The sequence below is a fragment of the Mycobacterium venezuelense genome, from assembly GCF_054919535.1.
Genome location: NZ_JBONDW010000015.1, coordinates 26,819 through 42,846 on the forward strand (window position 1 = coordinate 26,819; position 16,028 = coordinate 42,846).

Here is a 16,028-nt window from a genome sequence, read left to right on the forward strand (position 1 = left end):
TTACTGTGAAGCCGTCGGTATCACGGCGAGCAGGCGGGATGTACGGCATGGGTAGGTCCAGGAAACGTGCGGCGTCGGCACCCGTGGTGGCGATTGCCGCGATGCTGTGTGGCATCGGTGCGCCGGCCGCCGCGGCCGATTCGACGGGTATGACGATGACGCCGCTGCAGAACGTCATCAGGCAGTGCGATTTCGTTCTGGAGAATTTTCTCCTCGGGTACGGAACCGGCACGGGTTCGGGTGAGGCCGAGATCGGCGCGCCCGAAGCCGGCTCGGTGCGCGCCGACGTGCGCCTCCAGACGGCGCATCCGAACACCGTCTACCGGGTCAGGCTGATCCAGACACCGCGGGCATCGGTGGCCACGTGCCGTCCCGGTGACCCCGGTGTCGCGGCCGGCGTCATGAACACCGATGTGGCGGGCACTGGTTTCGTCACGATCAGCGGTCCGCGTCAGGAGGGCTCGACAGGCGCGTGGGTCGTCGTCGAAGGCCCGCCCGCGCCGGGAAAGGTGCGCGGTGACGTCTACAGCACCACCATGCTGGTCGACATCTGACCGCAGACCGCCGAAACCGGCGGCGGCCTATGGGTTTTACCGCGGCGGATTCACCGGAGCCGGATGCGGACGGCAAGTCCCGCGGAAGCGATGACCGCGGCACCGCCGAGGACGGTCACCCACGTCAGGCCTTCGTGCAGCATCAGCGCCGCCCAGCAGATCGTCATCACCGGCTGGACGAGTTGAACCTGGCTGACTTGCGCGATCGGTCCGATCGCCAGCCCGCGGTACCACGCGAAAAAGCCGAGGTACATGCTGACCGCGGCGAGGTAGGCGAAGGCCGCCCACTGATTGGCCGTGGCGTGCGGTGGCTGGTGGGCCACGGAGACAGCAGTCAGGACGACCATGACCGGCGCGGCAACGACGAGCGCCCACGACACCGTCTGCCATGCGCCGAGCTCGCGCGCCAGCATCCCGCCCTCCGCATAGCCGATCGCCGCCGCGACGACGGCTCCGAACAACAGCAGATCGGCCCAGCTCAGATGCCCGATGCCGCCGCCGTGCAGCATCGCGAAAACCACCGCCGCGACAGCGCCGATCCCCACCGCCACCCAAAACGCCAGCGGTGGACGCTCGTGTCCGCGAAGCACCGCCGCGACAGCGGTGGCGGCAGGCAGGAGCGCGATCACCACGGCGCCGTGGCTGGCCGGCACCGTCGTGAGCGCATAGGACGTCAACAACGGGAAGCCGGCGACGATGCCCGTGGCCACCACGACCAGCCGTACCCACTGGCGCCCGCGGGGCAGCGCCTGTCGGGTGACGATGAGCGCGGTGGTTGCGAGCAAGGCGGCGACGACGGCGCGTCCGGCGCCGATGAACAGCGGCGACAGTCCGCCGACCGCAATGCGGGTGAAGACGACCGTGAACGAGAACGCCGTAACGCCCAGCAAACCCCACCAGAGCCCGGCATGGGATAGCGGTGACTGTGTCTGCGCAGTAGCGCTACTCTGATCCAACATGGATAACGATAGCACCGAGCGGATTGTGCGCGGTCTCCGACAGTGGATCGCCACCGCGCCGGCCGGTGCCCAGCTGCCGTCGAACCGGGCGTTGGTGGCCCAATACAACGCGAGCCCCGTCACGGTCGCGAAGGCGATGCGCACATTGCGTGGACTCGGTCTGGTGGAAAGCCGGCCAGGGGTCGGCACATTCGTGCGGGCGGTCCGTACCGCGCGGCCACCCGATTACGGTTGGCAGACGGCCGCTTTGCGCTCTCCGCACGCTCGCATCCCGGCCCTGTCGACACCGCTTCGCAGCGGTGCACCCGACGTGATCGGACTGCATTCGGGATATCCCGATCGCGAACTCCTACCGCAACGCCTCGTGCGAGCCGCGGTCGCGCGGGCCGCCCGCGGTGACACCGCACTCAGCCGCTCGCCGGCACCGGGCCTGCCAGAACTACAGGCGTGGTTCGCCCAGGAGTTGGCAGAGGCCAGCCCGCCCAACGTCACCGCGCCGTCACCGCGCGACGTGATCGTGTTGCCCGGCAGCCAGAGCGGACTCAGCTCGACGTTTCGCGCGTTGGTCGGATTCGGGCAGCCGTTGCTCATCGAATCGCCCAGTTACTGGGGCGCGATCCTCGCTGCCGCACAGGCCGGCGTGCGGATGGTGCCGGTGCCGAGCGGCACGAGGGGGCCCGACCCCGACGAGCTCGCGCGGGCCTTTGCCGAGACCGGCGCCAGGGTCTTCTACGCGCAGCCCAACTTCGCGAATCCGACTGGCGCACAATGGACCACCGACCGTGCCCAGCAGGTGCTCGACGTCGTACGCGAACACGGCGCGTTTCTCGTCGAGGACGACTGGGCACACGATTTCGGAATCGACACGACCGCGCGCCCGGTCGCCGCCCACGACGACGGCGGTCATGTCATCTACCTGCGCTCGCTGACCAAGAGTGTGTCGCCGTCGATCCGGGTTGCGGCGATCATCGCGAGAGGACCAGCGCGTGAGCGCATCCTGGCCGACCGTGGCGCGGAGTCGATGTACGTCAGCGGACTGCTACAGGCCGCGGCGCTCGACGTGGTGACACAACCCGCCTGGCGCACCCATCTGCGGGATCTGGCCGACCAGTTGCGCGCGCGGCGCAATCTACTGATCGCCTGCCTGGAGGAACATGTCGCCGACGTGCATCTTGACCACGTGCCCCGCGGCGGGCTGCACGTCTGGCTGCGGTTGCCCGACGCGACCGATCTCGAGCGCCTGGTTCGAGACTGCGAAGCCGGCGGCGTGCTGGTCGCGCCGGGTTCGGAATGGTTTCCCGCCGAGCCGGCCGGCCCGTTCCTGCGGCTGAACTACTCCGGGCCGGACCCGGCCCGGTTCGACGAAGGTGCACGCGTGATCGGGCAGGCTCTTGCACGTCAGCACCGCTAGGCGCGCCTCACCGGCGCAAGACCTCACAGGTGCGTTCGGCAAACCGTGAGCACACCGTGATGGGCGCTTCACACAGGGCGACATTTCGGCAATATCGGATTTCTAGCCTCGCTGTATGCAGTCAACAAGACACGTCGTCGTCGTGGGCCACGGCATGGTGGGCCACCGTTTCGTCGAGGCGTTGCGGGCCAGGGATGAGCAGGGCACCTGGCGGGTGACCGTCCTGTCCGAGGAGGCCGACGCCGCCTACGACCGGGTCGGGCTCACCGGCTACACCGAGCATTGGGACCGGGCACAGTTGGCGCTTCCTGGCAACGACTATGCCGGCGATGATCGCGTCGACCTGCGGCTCGCGAGCCCGGTGGCCGAGATCGACCGCGAAGCCAAGACGGTGCGCACCGCGGGTGGCGAGCGCATCGACTACGACGCTCTGGTGCTGGCCACCGGCTCGTACGCGTTCGTGCCGCCGGTGCCGGGCCACGACCTGCCGCACTGCCACGTCTATCGAACCCTCGACGATCTGGACGCCATTCGGGCCGGAGCGCTGACCGCGCTCGACTCCAAAACACCGGTCGGCGTGGTGATCGGCGGTGGTCTGCTCGGCCTCGAAGCCGCCAACGCGTTGCGCGCGTTCGGGCTCAAGACCCATGTGCTGGAGATGTCGCCGCACCTCATGGCGGCACAGCTCGACCCGGCTGGCGGCGCGCTGCTCAATCGCATGATCCGCAGTCTCGGCATCGAGGTGCACACCGGGGTCAGCACCGAGAGCATTCAACCGGTCCAGCGGAACACGCCGTTGCGGAAATCCGACACCGACGACTCCGTGCGGCTTTCGCTCAACGACGGCAGCAGCGTCGACGCCGGCGTGGTCGTCTTCGCCGCCGGTGTGCGCCCGCGCGACGAACTGGCCCGCAAGGCCGGCCTCGACATCGCCCAACGTGGCGGCGTGCTGACCGACCTGTCCTGCGTCACGAGTGATCCGAGCATCTATGCGATCGGCGAGGTCGCCGCGATCGAGGGCCGCTGCTACGGCCTGGTCGGCCCTGGCTACACGAGCGCCGAGGTGGTTGCCGACCGGCTGCTCGGCGGGGAGGCCGAATTCCCCGAGGCCGACATGTCCACCAAGCTCAAACTGCTCGGCGTCGATGTCGCGAGTTTCGGTGACGCGCAGGGGCGCACGCCCAACTGCCTGGACGTCGTGGTCAACGATCCGGTCAAGAAGACCTACGCCAAACTGGTGCTCTCGGATGACGCCAAGACGCTGCTCGGCGGCATCCTGGTCGGCGACGCGTCGGCCTACGGTGTGCTGCGTCCGATGGTCGCCAGTGAGCTGCCCGGCGATCCGCTGTCGTTGATCGCACCGGCCCAGGAGGGAAGCACGCCGGGTCTCGGGGTCGGCGCGCTGCCGGATATCGCCCAGATCTGTTCGTGCAACAACGTCACCAAGGGCGATCTGAAGGAAGCGATCTGCGGTGGCTGCACCGACGTCCCCGGCCTCAAGAAGTGCACGCTGGCCGGCACGTCATGCGGATCGTGTGTGCCGCTGCTCAAGCAACTGCTGGAGGCGGAGGGCGTCGAGCAGTCCAAGGCGCTGTGCGAGCATTTCAACCACTCGCGCGCCGAGATGTTCGAGATCATCAGCGCCACCGAAATCCGCACGTTCTCCGGCCTGATCGAACGCTTCGGTACCGGAAAAGGTTGCGATATCTGCAAACCCACGATCGCGTCGATCCTGGCGTCGACGAGTTCCGACCACATCCTGGACGGCGAACAGGCCTCGCTGCAGGATTCCAACGATCACTTCCTGGCAAACCTCCAGAAGAACGGCAGCTACTCGGTGGTGCCGCGGTCGCCGGGCGGTGAGATCACTCCGGAACAGCTGATCCTGATCGGCGAGATCGCAAGGGATTTCGACCTTTACACCAAGATCACCGGCGGCCAGCGGATCGACATGTTCGGCGCCCGCGTCGAGCAGTTGCCGCAGATCTGGGCGCGTCTGGTCGAGGGCGGCATGGAGTCGGGTCACGCCTACGGCAAATCGCTGCGCACCGTGAAGAGCTGCGTGGGCAGCACGTGGTGCCGCTACGGCCAACAGGATTCGGTGAACATGGCCGTCGAGATCGAGAAGCGGTACCGGGGCCTGCGTGCTCCGCACAAGATCAAGATGGCCGTATCGGGGTGCGCACGCGAGTGTGCCGAAGCGCAGAGCAAGGACGTCGGCATCATCGCCACCGAACAGGGTTGGAACCTGTACGTGTGCGGCAATGGCGGGATGTCGCCGCGGCACGCGCAGTTGTTGGCCGGCGACCTCGACGACGAGACGCTGATCCGCTACATCGACCGCTTCCTGATGTTCTACATCCGCACTGCAGATCGGTTGCAGCGCACCGCCCCATGGCTGGAGGCCATGGACGGTGGGCTCGACCACCTGCGCGATGTCGTGTGCAACGACTCCCTCGGTCTGGCATCGGAGTTCGAGGCGGCCATGGAGCGTCACGTCGCGGGCTATGCCTGCGAATGGAAGGGCGTGCTGGAGGACCCCGAGAAGCTCTCGCGCTTCGTGTCGTTCGTCAACGCGCCCGACGTAGCCGATCCCACCATCACGTTCACCGAACGCGCCGGCCGCAAGGTGCCGGGCGCGACCGACATCGGGATGCCGAAGGTCCGCGGATTCCAGGAGGCGAAATGACACTGGTCGACGATCGTGAAGACGCCCACGCCACGAACGCGAGGGAGTGGACGACAGCCTGCCGGTACGACTTCCTGATGCCGTGCCGTGGGGTGGCGGTGCTGTTGCCGGACGGCTCTCAGGCGGCGTTGTTCCGCCTCGACGACGGTTCGTTGCACGCCGTCGGCAACATCGACCCGTTCTCGGGTGCGGCTGTGCTGTCTCGCGGAATCGTGGGGGACCGAGGCGGGCGGGCGACCGTGCAGTCACCGATCAAGAAACAGGCCTTCGCGTTCGACGACGGCAGCTGCCTCGACGACGAGACGGTCTCGATTCCCGTTTATCGAACTCGGGTCACTCCCGACGGCTTCGTCGAGATCGCGGCCTGATCAGTCGGCGCGCGTCCAATGGGCGTCGCGTCCGGGGAGTTTGCGGCGGCACACCTCGCCGCGCCGTTCGAGGACCGTCAGGTTCCGGTACACCGCCTCGATCACGACTGGTTCCCGGAAGTGCTCGTGGATGTGGTCGCGCAACTCCGCGGTCGACATCGGTTTCTTTGCGCTTTCCAAGGCGCTGAGCAGGTTTTGACGCAAGCGCTCCGCGGGTACTGAGTTAGGCACGGGCACAGCGGAATTGGCCACTCCGACACACTGCGCAGCCCGGTCTTGTCACCAGCACCCTACTCATACCCCCGCACACTCCGGCCAACGATCGACCTAACGATAGCTGAGTACAACCCGGCTATTCACCAGGAGAACCTCCACGCACGCGTCAATAACTTGGGTTACAAAGTTAACTACCTGCACAGACCGTGTTTTGATCGTGATCTTTGCCAAAATGAACAACAGTTGAACAACGTTGCCAGTGTCCGGTGATGGCTGGCTGGCTAACTAGAGATGTTCGCTGGAGATGTTTACACTCGCATTCGAGGGGGAACCTTCGTACGGGGGTGATGAGTGATGGTCGGGCGGTCGATCCTGAATCTGCTGGGTGCGTCGGCGGTGCTCGGTGCGTTGGTTGCTGTGGCGCTGCCGCTCGGCCTGAACGCGGTCGATCGGGCGGGTCAGCCCATACCGTGCGGCACGGCAATCAGCCCCGATTACGGGATCGCGGCGAAGCAGGATCTGCTCAACCTCGATCAGCACACCCTGGTCGGGCCGGCGTTCGCTACGAGTGACTACGCCGCGCAGTGTGCCGGATTGGTCGCCGATCGCAGAAGCGTTGCCATGTCAGTCGGCGGCAGCGGTGCGGCGCTGGTGCTGGCAGTGTTTGCTGCACCCTTTGTGGCCCGGATGGTCGGTTCACGCCGCGGCAGGCAGGCTCAGCACGCCGGCCCGCCGGAACCGGTTCGCGATCAATCTGACCATGCCGGGATGGGTGCCGAGTGGGTCGCTCACCAAGTCAGCACCGGCAGCACGCAGCCGATCCTGGAAAAGTCCGTCGGCGAGCAAATAGGAAGCAACGACTATGCGGCGGTCGCTGCGGCGGCGTTGCGCCGCGACAGCGTCAGCCACGCTGGGGGCACCGGTCGCGGCGTAGGCCAGTTCTACGCGGTCGCCGGTAACGGCTGACAGCATCGCCGCGGTTCGGCGCAGATCTGATTGGGCGCTCGGGTCCGACGTTCCCGCCGCGGCCAGGATCACCGAATCCCCCTGGCGCCAGCCTGACTCGACCAATCGGTCGGCGAGGACACGCACGGTCCCCGGACACGTGCCGAGCGGAGGCGTGACGGTGACCAGCGGATGTGCGCTGGCAGCCACGTGGGCCGGGACATCGACGCGGACGTGGTAGCCGGCGGCCAGGAATGCCGGAACCAGGACCGCGGGCCGGTCCATCGGCAGGGTGGCGAGTACCTCGCTGGGGGTCGGACCAAGGACGTCGACGAACGAGACGTGCACCCTGCGGTCGAGCAAACCGGCCACCCGATCCGCAAGATCGCCGATCATCGCGACGCCGCCGGGCTTACGGGTTCCGTGTGCGACCAGAACCAGGCTCATAATGCCTGCGCCATTTCAGTCATCTCGGAGTCGTCGACTGCCAGTCGGTAACCCCGTTTCACCACCGTCGACACGATGTTCTTGTCTCCCAATGCCGTTCGTAGCCGGAGCACCGCCGTCTCGACCGCGTGAGTGTCGGTGCCGCTGCCCGGCAGCGCCCCGAGCAGATCGAACCGCGACACCACCGCGCCCGGTCGATGTGCCAGCGCGCGGATGGTGGCCATGGCCGCCGGGGACAGGGACTTGACGACGCCGTCGACGAGTACGCATGTGCCCCGGATCTCCAGTACGTGACCGGCCACCCGGACCGTGCGGGACTGCAGCAGTGGTAGCTCGTCGGTGATGTGACGGGCCAGGGCGCCAAGGCGCATCCGTTCGGGCGCCGACGTCGGCACGCCGAGCCGCACGAGCGGGCGTGCCGTGACCGGGCCGACGCACATCGCGTGCACATCGGTACGCAGCGCCGACACCACCCGGTCGGCGATCCCCATCTCGGCCGCCCGCATCAGGACCGATGCCACCGCGGGCGCCGACGTGAAGCTGACCGCGTCGAACCGTCGCTCCGCGATACCGGCCACCAGTTGATCGAATTCACCGTCAGCGGGCGCGGGATGCCAGCGATACACGCGGATCGGCACCACTTCGGCGCCGGCCTCGCGTAGTTCGTCGAGGAACTCCGGGAACGGATCCCACTCGTCGGTCGCGCCGTGCAATTGCACAGCGATGCGTTGACCGGCGACGCCGTGTTCGACGAGATAACGCACGACCTCGCGCGACGACTCCGATTCCGGTGACCACTCCTCGGGCAGCCCCGCCGCCCGCAGCGCGCCGGTGGCCTTCGGGCCGCGCGAGACGATGCGAGCCTTGCCGAGGGCGTCGGTCAACTCGTTCGCCAAGCCCCAGCCGTCGGCCGCGGCGATCCACCCACGGAACCCGATACCCGTCGTGGCGACCACGATGTCGGGCGGCAGCTCGATCAACGACTCGGTGTGCGAACGCAGTTCGTCGTCGTCGGGCAGCGGGACCATGGTGATGGCGGCTGCACTCGTCACCGTGGCACCCCGCCTGCGGAGTAGCGCGCTCAGTTCATCGGCGCGGCGTGAAGAGGTCACCGCCACCCGAAAACCGGTGAGCGGTGCCCAGTCGGGCTCACTCATGGTTCCTGTGTATGCAGGCCGTGTTTCCAAGTCGTTACCCGGCGATTGCTGAGGCGTGTCGCTGCGATTCGTCCGCTGTGACCTGGGTCGCAACCGGGCGGCGGACGTAGCGCACCCACGTGACGACCGAGGCCAGCACATAGAACGCCAGGAAGATCCAGAACGCCGCGGTGGCCGATCCGCTCGACAGGTAGGACTGCCGCAGCGCGAGGTTGATACCCACGCCGCCGAGGGCGCCTACCGCGCCGGCGAAGCCGATCAACGCACCGGACATCGACAGCGACCACTTCTGCCGCTCCTCCTCGCTCACCTGCAGCGAGTGGCTGCGTGCTTCGAAGATGGACGGGATCATCTTGTACACCGAGCCGTTGCCGAGTCCACTCAGCAGGAACAGGGCGATGAACCCGACCACGTAGCCGGACATCATCAGGCCGGTCGCCGCGCCGGTGCTGTGGTCATCGATCACGCTGATCGCCACCAGCAGGCCCGCCGCCAGGATCATGCCGCCGAACACCGCCAATGTGACTCGTCCACCGCCGATTCGGTCGGCCAGCTTGCCGCCGTAGACCCGCGACAACGACCCGAGCAGCGGCCCGATGAAGGCGATCTGGGCGGCGTGCAGCGAGGCCTGAGCCGGCGTTTGGCCGCCTGCGGCGAAGTTGATCTGCAGCACCTGGCCGAACGCGAACGCGAACCCGATGAACGAGCCGAACGTACCGATGTAGAGCAACGAGATGACCCACGTATCCCGTTCGGAGAGAATCGCTTTCATGGCACCCAGGTCGATCTTGTGCTGCTCGAGATTGTCCATGTACAGGGCGGCGCCGATGCCTGCGACGGCCAGAGCGACGAGGTAGATCGCGCACACCCAGTACGGGGCCCGGTTGCCCGCGGTGGCGATCACGAGCAGGCCGACCAGCTGGATCATCGGCACGCCGATGTTGCCGCCACCCGCGTTGAGCCCCAACGCCCAGCCCTTGAGCCGTTGCGGGTAGAAGGCGTTGATGTTGGTCATCGACGACGCGAAGTTGCCGCCGCCGAAGCCGGCCAGCGCCGCGCACAGCAGGTACGGCCACAGCGGCAGACCGGGGTTGGCCATCAACACCATGGTCATGGTGGTCGGCACCAGCAGTACGAATGCCGAGAACACCGTCCAGTTACGACCGCCGAAGGTCGCGGTGGCCAGCGTGTACGGAATCCGCAGGCAGGCACCGACCAACGTGGCGGTGGCGCCGAGGAGGAACTTGTCACCGGCCGAGAAGCCGTACACGGCTTCGGGCATGAACAACACCATCACCGACCAGATGGACCAGATGGAGAAGCCGATGTGCTCTGCGAACACCGACCAGATCAAATTGCGACGCGCGACGAACTTGTTACCGGCCTCCCACGCGACCGTGTCCTCGGGATCCCAGTTGGCGATGCGGTTCGACTTCAACAGATTGGGCATGAGGAAACGCTAGAAAGCGTTTATTGCCCAAAAGCTGCCCGCGGTGACCCGGCCGTGAACTTCCCCTCACCGGGTCGTCACGCCGGATGTGAGGCCGAATTACCAGACGTCGCCGTCGCGCCAGTCGCACGCGAGGGCTGCGGTGGTGTCGAGTTCGATGCCCATCGGTAACACGAACACACCGCCGTCGTCCTCGGCGGTACGGACCAGGCCCGAGGGCGCGAGCACCGACGTCGGCCCTTGCCAGGGCAACCAGCCGCGCGACGTGTACATCTGCCGCCCGACATCCGATGCGCTCAGGGCACCGAGCTGATAGGCCCCGCGCAGCACTTGTTCGAGGGCGTCCATCACCGCGGTGCCCAAGCCCTGGCCGCGCCAATCCTCGCGCACCGCGACGCCTTCGATGTAACCGCACCGCAGTGCGACATCGCGATAGAGCATCCGGCGTTGAACGACGGCACCGTGCGCGATCAAAGCACCGTGATGACAGATCAGTGCATGCATGCCGCCGAGCGAGTGTTCCCAGTCGGCATCCGTGAAATCGCCGTCGAACGCATCGATGACCATCTGGTGCGCGCCCTCGCGGGTCTCGTGGTCGAGGTCGGAGGTATGGACCAGGCGTGCAGTATGGAGAACCCCGCGCACATGAGGAGCGTAGGTATTCGGGGAGACCACACTCTTGTTCTACCAGCGCTGCGCGCCGGTGTCTTGACTAACCTCGAATGGTTGACGGGGGTAGGCCCAGTGCAGCCGCACCGTTTGCCCGGGTCGCACCTGACCCAGTTTGTCGATGTCCTCGTCGGTGACGACGCCGATCACGGGATAGCCCCCGGTGACGGGATGGTCCGGACCCAGAATCACCGGAAAGCCGTTGGGCGGTATCTGAATTGCTCCTCTTGTGGCACCTTCGCTCGGCAGCTGCCGATCGGGCCACCGGTAGTCCAGCGGCATGCCGACCAGCCGCATGCCGACACGGTCACTGCGGTTGGTCACGAGCCAGTTGGTGCGAACGAGGATGTCGGGATCGACAAACCAGTCGTCACGTGGCCCGGGCACCACCTGGAGCTCGACGATGTCCTCACTGATCGCGGCCACCGGTGCCTGATCGAGCTCGGGGAACTCGTCGGTGTGTTCACCGACCGGCAACACATCTCCCGGCCGCAGCGGCGCCGGGCCGATCGCCGACATCACGTCGTAGCTGCGCGATCCGAGGACGGGGTCGACAGCGATTCCGCCCCGCACCGCCAAGTAGCTTCGCAGCCCCGAATGCGGGGCGCCCAGCGAGATCACCTGACCGTCATGGACGTGATGAATGCTGTTGGTGCCGAACGGAACCCCGTTCACGGCCGGATCGGTGTCGGCGCCGGTGACGGCGATCGCGACGTCGCCGCCCCGTACGCGTGCGGAGAATCCGCCGAACGTGACCTCGATGGTCGCGCGCTCACCCGGATTGGCGACGAGGCGATTGGCGAGCGTGTGTGACCGCCGGTCGGCCGCGCCGGAACGAGTAACGCCCATGTGCGCCAAGCCGGGCCTGCCGAGATCCTCGACCAATGCCAATGGTCCGGTGCGCAGGATTTCCAGTGTGGTGGTCATCTGTGCCTCCTAACCGATCGCCCGGAACTGCACCCACATGCCTGGCGTGAGCAGCGCCGGCGTGTCTCGATTCACGTCGAACAGCACTGCCTCGGTGTGGCCGATCAGCTGCCAGCCACCGGGCGACTTACGCGGATAGATTCCGCTGAACTCCCCGGCCAGCCCGACAGCTCCGGCCGGCACGTTGGTGCGCGGTTCGGCGCGGCGCGGTACCCGCAACCGTTGGTCACCGTCGACGAGATAGGCGAAACCCGGTGCGAAACCGCTGAATCCCACCCGCCAGGGGCTGCCGGTATGAGCCGCGATCACCTGTGCCGGGGTCAGCCCGGTCAGTTCCGCGACTTCATGAAGGTCGGCGCCGTCGTAGACCACGTCGATGGTCACGTCCACCCGGTCGCCTGCCGGTGGCCCGGCCAGCGCGCCGGGGCGTAGCTGCAGCTTGCTCAGCCGCTGCCGCGTCGGCGCCTGGTACCGGTGGCCGTCCAACTTGACCAGGATCGTGCGCGAAGCCGGGACGATGTCCATTACGCCTGGCAGGCCGGCCTCCTGCAGTGTTTCGGTCCATGCCAAAACCTCGGCGGTACTTGCGAACTCAAGCAGGAGCGCTTGGTCGCCATAATCATGCGGAGTACCGGGGCCGGTTTCTGCGCCCCGTGCGTCCATCACATCCGGTGCCACACTCATGGCCTGAAACTACCCGCGAGTAGCTAAGATCGACACCGGTTTGTGAAGCTTTGCCAGAGCTGCCTTATCGAAGCCTCACACAGCGACCTGATACGTGGGTTCGCGACGCTTGATGAACGCGATCACGCGGTAGGTGACGGGGAGTAGGACAGCCTCGATCACCGTCTTGTAGATCCAGCCGATCGCGGCGTAGACCGCGAAGGACCCCATGTTGCCGAACCCGATGATCGGTGCGGCTATCGCACAGAACACCAGTGTGTCGGCGAACTGCCCGACCACCGTCGAACCCAACAGCCGGGCCCACAAATGCCGTTCTTTCGTGCGCTGTTTGATCCGCACGACGATGGCCGCGTTCACCAGTTGGCCGGCGAGGAACCCGGCCAAGCCGGCCGCGGCCAGACCGGTGATCGACTCCACCGTGGTGGCCAGCGCCTCCTGGTTGGCGTAGTCCGGCGCTCCGGGCAGACGCACGGTGGTCCACAGCACCACCACCGCCAGCGCCTGCATCGCGAAGCCGATCAGGATCGCCCGGCTCGCGGCCTTGAAGCCGTACACCTCACTGAGCACGTCGCCGATCACGTACGTCAGCGGGAACACGATGAAGCCGCCGTCGGTGAGCAACGGACCGAACGCGACGCCCTTGGTGGCCGCGACATTGGAGATGAGCACCAGGGCCGTGAATACCGCGACGAGCGTCGGATAGTAGGCCGAACCGATGGTCGCCGTGCCGCGGTGCTCGTTCTCCTGGGTGCTTGTCACCGGGCAATCTTGTCAGTCGGCCGCAGGCTCGGGCCAGCGCGGTGGATTGCCTCGCCGGGCTGCATTACTCACGCGCACGATGACGACGTGTCGTCGCGCTGTCGGGGCCAGGTGCCGTCCCGCCCGCATAGTAGCGACAATGTCGCTGAAAACGCCTCGTGCGCAACATCATTCGCTCAAGTCCCACGCCGGAAGTCGCACCTGTCACTCTGGCCGCGTCAGCACCGTTGGCCACGCGAACTCCGTCGTCCACCTCTCAGCGACAGTGTCGCGCGCAGTGCGGGCGCGTAACGGCAGGGACTGATGTGGAAGCAGACCCCTTTTGCGCTTCATGTGATTTGACCAGACCGGCCCATGGGGCCGATGTGGCTCATGAGCCCGTTTCCGCGACATTGTCGCTCCTAGCCGGGCGGCCCGACACCGGTTCCGCTCAGCGCCCGGACGGCTAACCCAGCGCGCGCGACAGCAGGGGCGGCAGCTGGTCGGCGACGACGGGATAAGACAGTGGTGAGGCGAACGCGATCGCGCCCGCGAGCTCCTTGGTGGTGAAGACGTTGCGCTCCCGCGCGGTGGCCTTCAATTGCGCGATCGTCGGATCGGCGAGCAGCGCGTCGCGCTCCTGGTCGCTTTCGGTGGTCCAGATCAGCACGTCGGCGGTGTCGAGCACGGACGCCCACTGATCCCGCGGTATCAGGGCAGGAACGTCAGGGGCGGTGAAGCCCATCTGCGTGAGGAACTCGGTGCGCCAACCGGGTGGGCGGGCCTGCAGGCTGTCGCGGTACAGCGTGCCGCCGAGCAGCACCGCTTTCTTTCCGTTGAACTGCGGGTTGTTGGACGCCGCGGCAGTGAACTTCTCGTCGACGCCACTGATGAGTCCGGACATCTCGTCGTTCTTGAAGACCGCCTGGCCGATGATCGTGGCCTGGTCTTTCCACGGTTCGAAGAACGCGTCGCGGCCGGACTGCGCGACGGTCGGTGCGATGCCGGAGAGTTTGGCGTACGTGTCGGCATCCAAGCCGGCGTTGGTCGCCACGATCAGATCGGGTTTGAGCGCCGCGATCTGGTCGACCTGGATGCCGTCGGCGAGGCTCAGCACCGTGGGCTGGGCGCCTGCCAGTCTGGGTTGGGCCCACGGCCAGACCGCGAACGGTTCACCGCCGAACCAGTCGGTGACCGCGATCGGCACGACGCCGAGCGCGAGCAGATCGTCCTGCTCGGTGAACCCGGCGCTGACGACGCGCTGCGGTGGCGCCGGGATCTTCGTCTCGCCGAAGATGTGCCGAACGGTCACCGACCCGTCTTTGGCGACTTCGCCAGGCTTTTGCGAGCTACACGCGGCAACGAGCGCCATCCCGGCGGTGACCGCCAGAAACCCGCGCCGTGACAAGGTTGTCGGCACTTAGCCAGATTAACGGCAAGGCCGGCGCTACGGCGTCAGCGCGTGCGCAAGCGCCGCCCGCGCCGCGCCGTCATCGCCGTCGATCTGCGACCTGTCGATGAGGTCGATCCGTTTCCACAGGCCGAGGTAGAGAGTCGCGGCGTCGGAGGTGACCGTGGCGACGGGTTCTCCGTCACCGAGGGTCCACTTGTCACCGGTATCGGTGGCGCAGAACTGAATCGGCGCGGCGATCGGCTCGGTACGGCCGAATCTGACCTGGCGTGGATAGAACATCGACAGAATCTCGTCCACCCCGTCGGCGGCGAAGGCCGGATCGAAGCGGAGCGGTTCGCCACCCAGCGCGGTGAGCAAGTCCACGCGATGGATGGCGTGCTCGTGGGCCTGGCGGCGAATCCAGAAGCCGGCCAGCCGGGGCGGCGGCCCGAAGTTCCAGCACGCTTCCTCGGGATTGATGGCACGCATCGCGGTCAGGTAGTCGGGGATGCCATCGACGAAATCGGCGACAACCCCGGTCGGGTCGGCGGCCGGTTCACGCTCTTGTGCCACCTCGCGCGTGCGCAGGATCTCGCGGACCCAGCTCTCGACCGACCACAGATGTCCGAGCAGGTCGGTGACCGTCCAGCCGGGGCAGGTCGGCACCGCCCGGCCGAGGTCCCCGCCTTCGGCGAGTGCGACCGCTTCTATCGCCATCAGATCGGCCTGAAGGCGGCCCAGAAATAAGCTGTTGTCCACCTGTGCAGACTACGGTTCGGCCAGGCCGCGCAGCAGCACGGAGAGGCCGAACTCGAAGGCATCGTCGGCGCGGGCAGGCTTGGGCGCCCCGGTGGCCAACGCCGCCGCGAGCTCGGGCCCAACCTCGGCCCCCGATTCCCAAGGTTCCTCCGGCGCGGCCAGGTCCAGCGCGGAGCCAAGGACGTAGTTGTCGAACATGGTGATGATCCGCAGGGTGTCGGCGGGATCGAACCCGGCCCGGGCCAGCGTGACAGCCAACGCGTTGTACATCGTGAACGCCTGGCTGCTGTTCACCGCGTACAGAGTGAGCAGGGGGATCAGACGCGGATAGCGTGCGAAACTGCGGCGATATGAGCGCATGACGTCCGCGACGATGTCAGCCCACGGCCGGTCGGCGTCGATATCGGGCAGATCCACTTCCGACATCGCGCGCTCGCGCAGGAGCTCGACGATCTGTTCCCGCCCGGAGACGTGGTTGTAGAGCGACGACGGGCTGACCTTGAGCTTGCGGGCAAGTTCGGGGATGGTGAACCCACCCGTTGCGCTCACCAAATCCAGTGCTGCAGAAGCGATCCGGTCTGACGACAGGATCGGTATCGACGGACGTCCCATGGCCGGTTCCCCCTAGTTTTCGTCCCACCGCTTTACAACACGGTGGTCCT

The 16,028-nt window shown here is 66.7% G+C and carries 16 protein-coding genes; 4 read left to right on the top strand and 12 right to left on the bottom strand.

The genetic code is table 11. The features are described 5' to 3' along the window. Nucleotides 1-47: 47 nt before the first annotated feature. Nucleotides 48-554: a hypothetical protein gene (locus ACRCUN_RS22920; protein WP_462143920.1), complete on the top strand. Its 507-nt coding sequence runs from the start codon at nucleotides 48-50 to the stop codon at nucleotides 552-554. A gap of 50 nt (nucleotides 555-604) precedes the next feature. Here ACRCUN_RS22920 and ACRCUN_RS22925 read toward each other — a convergent pair whose 3' ends face one another. After that, nucleotides 605-1,513, bottom strand: coding sequence for a DMT family transporter (locus ACRCUN_RS22925; RefSeq protein WP_462143921.1), 909 nt, complete (start codon nucleotides 1,511-1,513; stop codon nucleotides 605-607). Here ACRCUN_RS22925 and ACRCUN_RS22930 point away from each other — a divergent pair. From ACRCUN_RS22930 to nirD, 3 genes are all read left to right on the top strand, one after another. Next, nucleotides 1,512-2,924 (top strand): aminotransferase-like domain-containing protein, encoded by a 1,413-nt coding sequence (locus ACRCUN_RS22930; protein ID WP_462143922.1) that lies wholly within the window; start codon nucleotides 1,512-1,514, stop codon nucleotides 2,922-2,924. The genes ACRCUN_RS22925 and ACRCUN_RS22930 overlap by 2 nt on opposite strands. Nucleotides 2,925-3,039: 115 nt before the next feature. Then, nucleotides 3,040-5,613: a nitrite reductase large subunit NirB gene (nirB, locus tag ACRCUN_RS22935; RefSeq protein WP_462143923.1), complete on the top strand. Its 2,574-nt coding sequence runs from the start codon at nucleotides 3,040-3,042 to the stop codon at nucleotides 5,611-5,613. Further along, nucleotides 5,610-5,981: a nitrite reductase small subunit NirD gene (nirD, locus tag ACRCUN_RS22940; RefSeq protein ID WP_462143924.1), complete on the top strand. Its 372-nt coding sequence runs from the start codon at nucleotides 5,610-5,612 to the stop codon at nucleotides 5,979-5,981. The genes nirB and nirD overlap by 4 nt, the downstream gene beginning before the upstream one ends. Here the strand turns inward: nirD and ACRCUN_RS22945 are convergent, their stop codons facing one another. The 11 genes from ACRCUN_RS22945 to ACRCUN_RS22995 all read right to left on the bottom strand — a co-directional run bounded on the left by ACRCUN_RS22945 (nucleotide 5,982) and on the right by ACRCUN_RS22995 (nucleotide 15,978). Continuing rightward, complete coding sequence (locus tag ACRCUN_RS22945) at nucleotides 5,982-6,140, bottom strand: hypothetical protein (protein WP_462143925.1); 159 nt, start codon at nucleotides 6,138-6,140, stop codon at nucleotides 5,982-5,984. It abuts the gene before it with no gap. Nucleotides 6,141-6,893: 753 nt separating this feature from the next. Beyond that, on the bottom strand, nucleotides 6,894-7,589 hold the full coding sequence (locus ACRCUN_RS22950) for a sirohydrochlorin chelatase (protein ID WP_462143926.1): 696 nt from the start codon (nucleotides 7,587-7,589) through the stop codon (nucleotides 6,894-6,896). Further along, on the bottom strand, nucleotides 7,586-8,746 hold the full coding sequence (locus ACRCUN_RS22955; protein WP_462143927.1) for a uroporphyrinogen-III synthase: 1,161 nt from the start codon (nucleotides 8,744-8,746) through the stop codon (nucleotides 7,586-7,588). Before ACRCUN_RS22955 ends, ACRCUN_RS22950 begins: the two co-directional genes overlap by 4 nt. A gap of 34 nt (nucleotides 8,747-8,780) precedes the next feature. Beyond that, nucleotides 8,781-10,196 carry a nitrate/nitrite transporter gene (locus ACRCUN_RS22960; RefSeq protein WP_462143928.1) on the bottom strand — a complete coding sequence of 472 codons (1,416 nt, stop codon included), beginning with the start codon at nucleotides 10,194-10,196 and terminating at the stop codon, nucleotides 8,781-8,783. A gap of 99 nt (nucleotides 10,197-10,295) precedes the next feature. Next, nucleotides 10,296-10,871 carry a GNAT family N-acetyltransferase gene (locus ACRCUN_RS22965; RefSeq protein WP_462143929.1) on the bottom strand — a complete coding sequence of 192 codons (576 nt, stop codon included), beginning with the start codon at nucleotides 10,869-10,871 and terminating at the stop codon, nucleotides 10,296-10,298. Nucleotides 10,872-10,880: 9 nt separating this feature from the next. Further along, nucleotides 10,881-11,792, bottom strand: a complete 912-nt coding sequence (locus ACRCUN_RS22970; RefSeq protein ID WP_462143930.1) for a 5-oxoprolinase/urea amidolyase family protein — start codon at nucleotides 11,790-11,792, stop codon at nucleotides 10,881-10,883. A gap of 9 nt (nucleotides 11,793-11,801) precedes the next feature. Continuing rightward, on the bottom strand, nucleotides 11,802-12,476 hold the full coding sequence (locus ACRCUN_RS22975) for a 5-oxoprolinase subunit B family protein (RefSeq protein ID WP_462143931.1): 675 nt from the start codon (nucleotides 12,474-12,476) through the stop codon (nucleotides 11,802-11,804). 75 nt (nucleotides 12,477-12,551) lie between these two features. Continuing rightward, a complete protein-coding gene (locus ACRCUN_RS22980; protein ID WP_462143932.1) occupies nucleotides 12,552-13,235 on the bottom strand; it encodes a queuosine precursor transporter in 684 nt (227 codons plus the stop codon). 445 nt (nucleotides 13,236-13,680) lie between these two features. Then, nucleotides 13,681-14,634, bottom strand: a complete 954-nt coding sequence (locus ACRCUN_RS22985; RefSeq protein WP_462143933.1) for an ABC transporter substrate-binding protein — start codon at nucleotides 14,632-14,634, stop codon at nucleotides 13,681-13,683. A gap of 27 nt (nucleotides 14,635-14,661) precedes the next feature. Continuing rightward, the gene (locus ACRCUN_RS22990; RefSeq protein ID WP_462143934.1) at nucleotides 14,662-15,366 is read right to left on the bottom strand and encodes a maleylpyruvate isomerase family mycothiol-dependent enzyme; all 705 of its coding nucleotides are present in this window, start codon (nucleotides 15,364-15,366) and stop codon (nucleotides 14,662-14,664) included. Between the two features lie 9 nt (nucleotides 15,367-15,375). Continuing rightward, entirely contained in the window at nucleotides 15,376-15,978 is a 603-nt protein-coding gene (locus ACRCUN_RS22995) for a TetR/AcrR family transcriptional regulator C-terminal domain-containing protein (protein WP_462143935.1), read from the bottom strand. Between the last annotated feature and the right edge of the window lie 50 nt (nucleotides 15,979-16,028).

Excerpts from the sequence above, each read along its gene's own strand:
- ACRCUN_RS22955 (WP_462143927.1), bottom strand. The coding sequence starts at position 8,746 with ATGAGTGAGCCCGACTGGGCACCGCTCACCGGTTTTCGGGTGGCGGTG.
- nirD (WP_462143924.1), top strand. The coding sequence starts at position 5,610 with ATGACACTGGTCGACGATCGTGAAGACGCCCACGCCACGAACGCGAGG.
- ACRCUN_RS22970 (WP_462143930.1), bottom strand. The coding sequence starts at position 11,792 with ATGACCACCACACTGGAAATCCTGCGCACCGGACCATTGGCATTGGTC.
- ACRCUN_RS22960 (WP_462143928.1), bottom strand. The coding sequence starts at position 10,196 with ATGCCCAATCTGTTGAAGTCGAACCGCATCGCCAACTGGGATCCCGAG.
- ACRCUN_RS22995 (WP_462143935.1), bottom strand. The coding sequence starts at position 15,978 with ATGGGACGTCCGTCGATACCGATCCTGTCGTCAGACCGGATCGCTTCT.
- ACRCUN_RS22975 (WP_462143931.1), bottom strand. The coding sequence starts at position 12,476 with ATGAGTGTGGCACCGGATGTGATGGACGCACGGGGCGCAGAAACCGGC.
- ACRCUN_RS22920 (WP_462143920.1), top strand. The coding sequence starts at position 48 with ATGGGTAGGTCCAGGAAACGTGCGGCGTCGGCACCCGTGGTGGCGATT.
- ACRCUN_RS22925 (WP_462143921.1), bottom strand. The coding sequence starts at position 1,513 with ATGTTGGATCAGAGTAGCGCTACTGCGCAGACACAGTCACCGCTATCC.
- nirB (WP_462143923.1), top strand. The coding sequence starts at position 3,040 with ATGCAGTCAACAAGACACGTCGTCGTCGTGGGCCACGGCATGGTGGGC.
- ACRCUN_RS22930 (WP_462143922.1), top strand. The coding sequence starts at position 1,512 with ATGGATAACGATAGCACCGAGCGGATTGTGCGCGGTCTCCGACAGTGG.
- ACRCUN_RS22945 (WP_462143925.1), bottom strand. The coding sequence starts at position 6,140 with ATGTCGACCGCGGAGTTGCGCGACCACATCCACGAGCACTTCCGGGAA.
- ACRCUN_RS22950 (WP_462143926.1), bottom strand. The coding sequence starts at position 7,589 with ATGAGCCTGGTTCTGGTCGCACACGGAACCCGTAAGCCCGGCGGCGTC.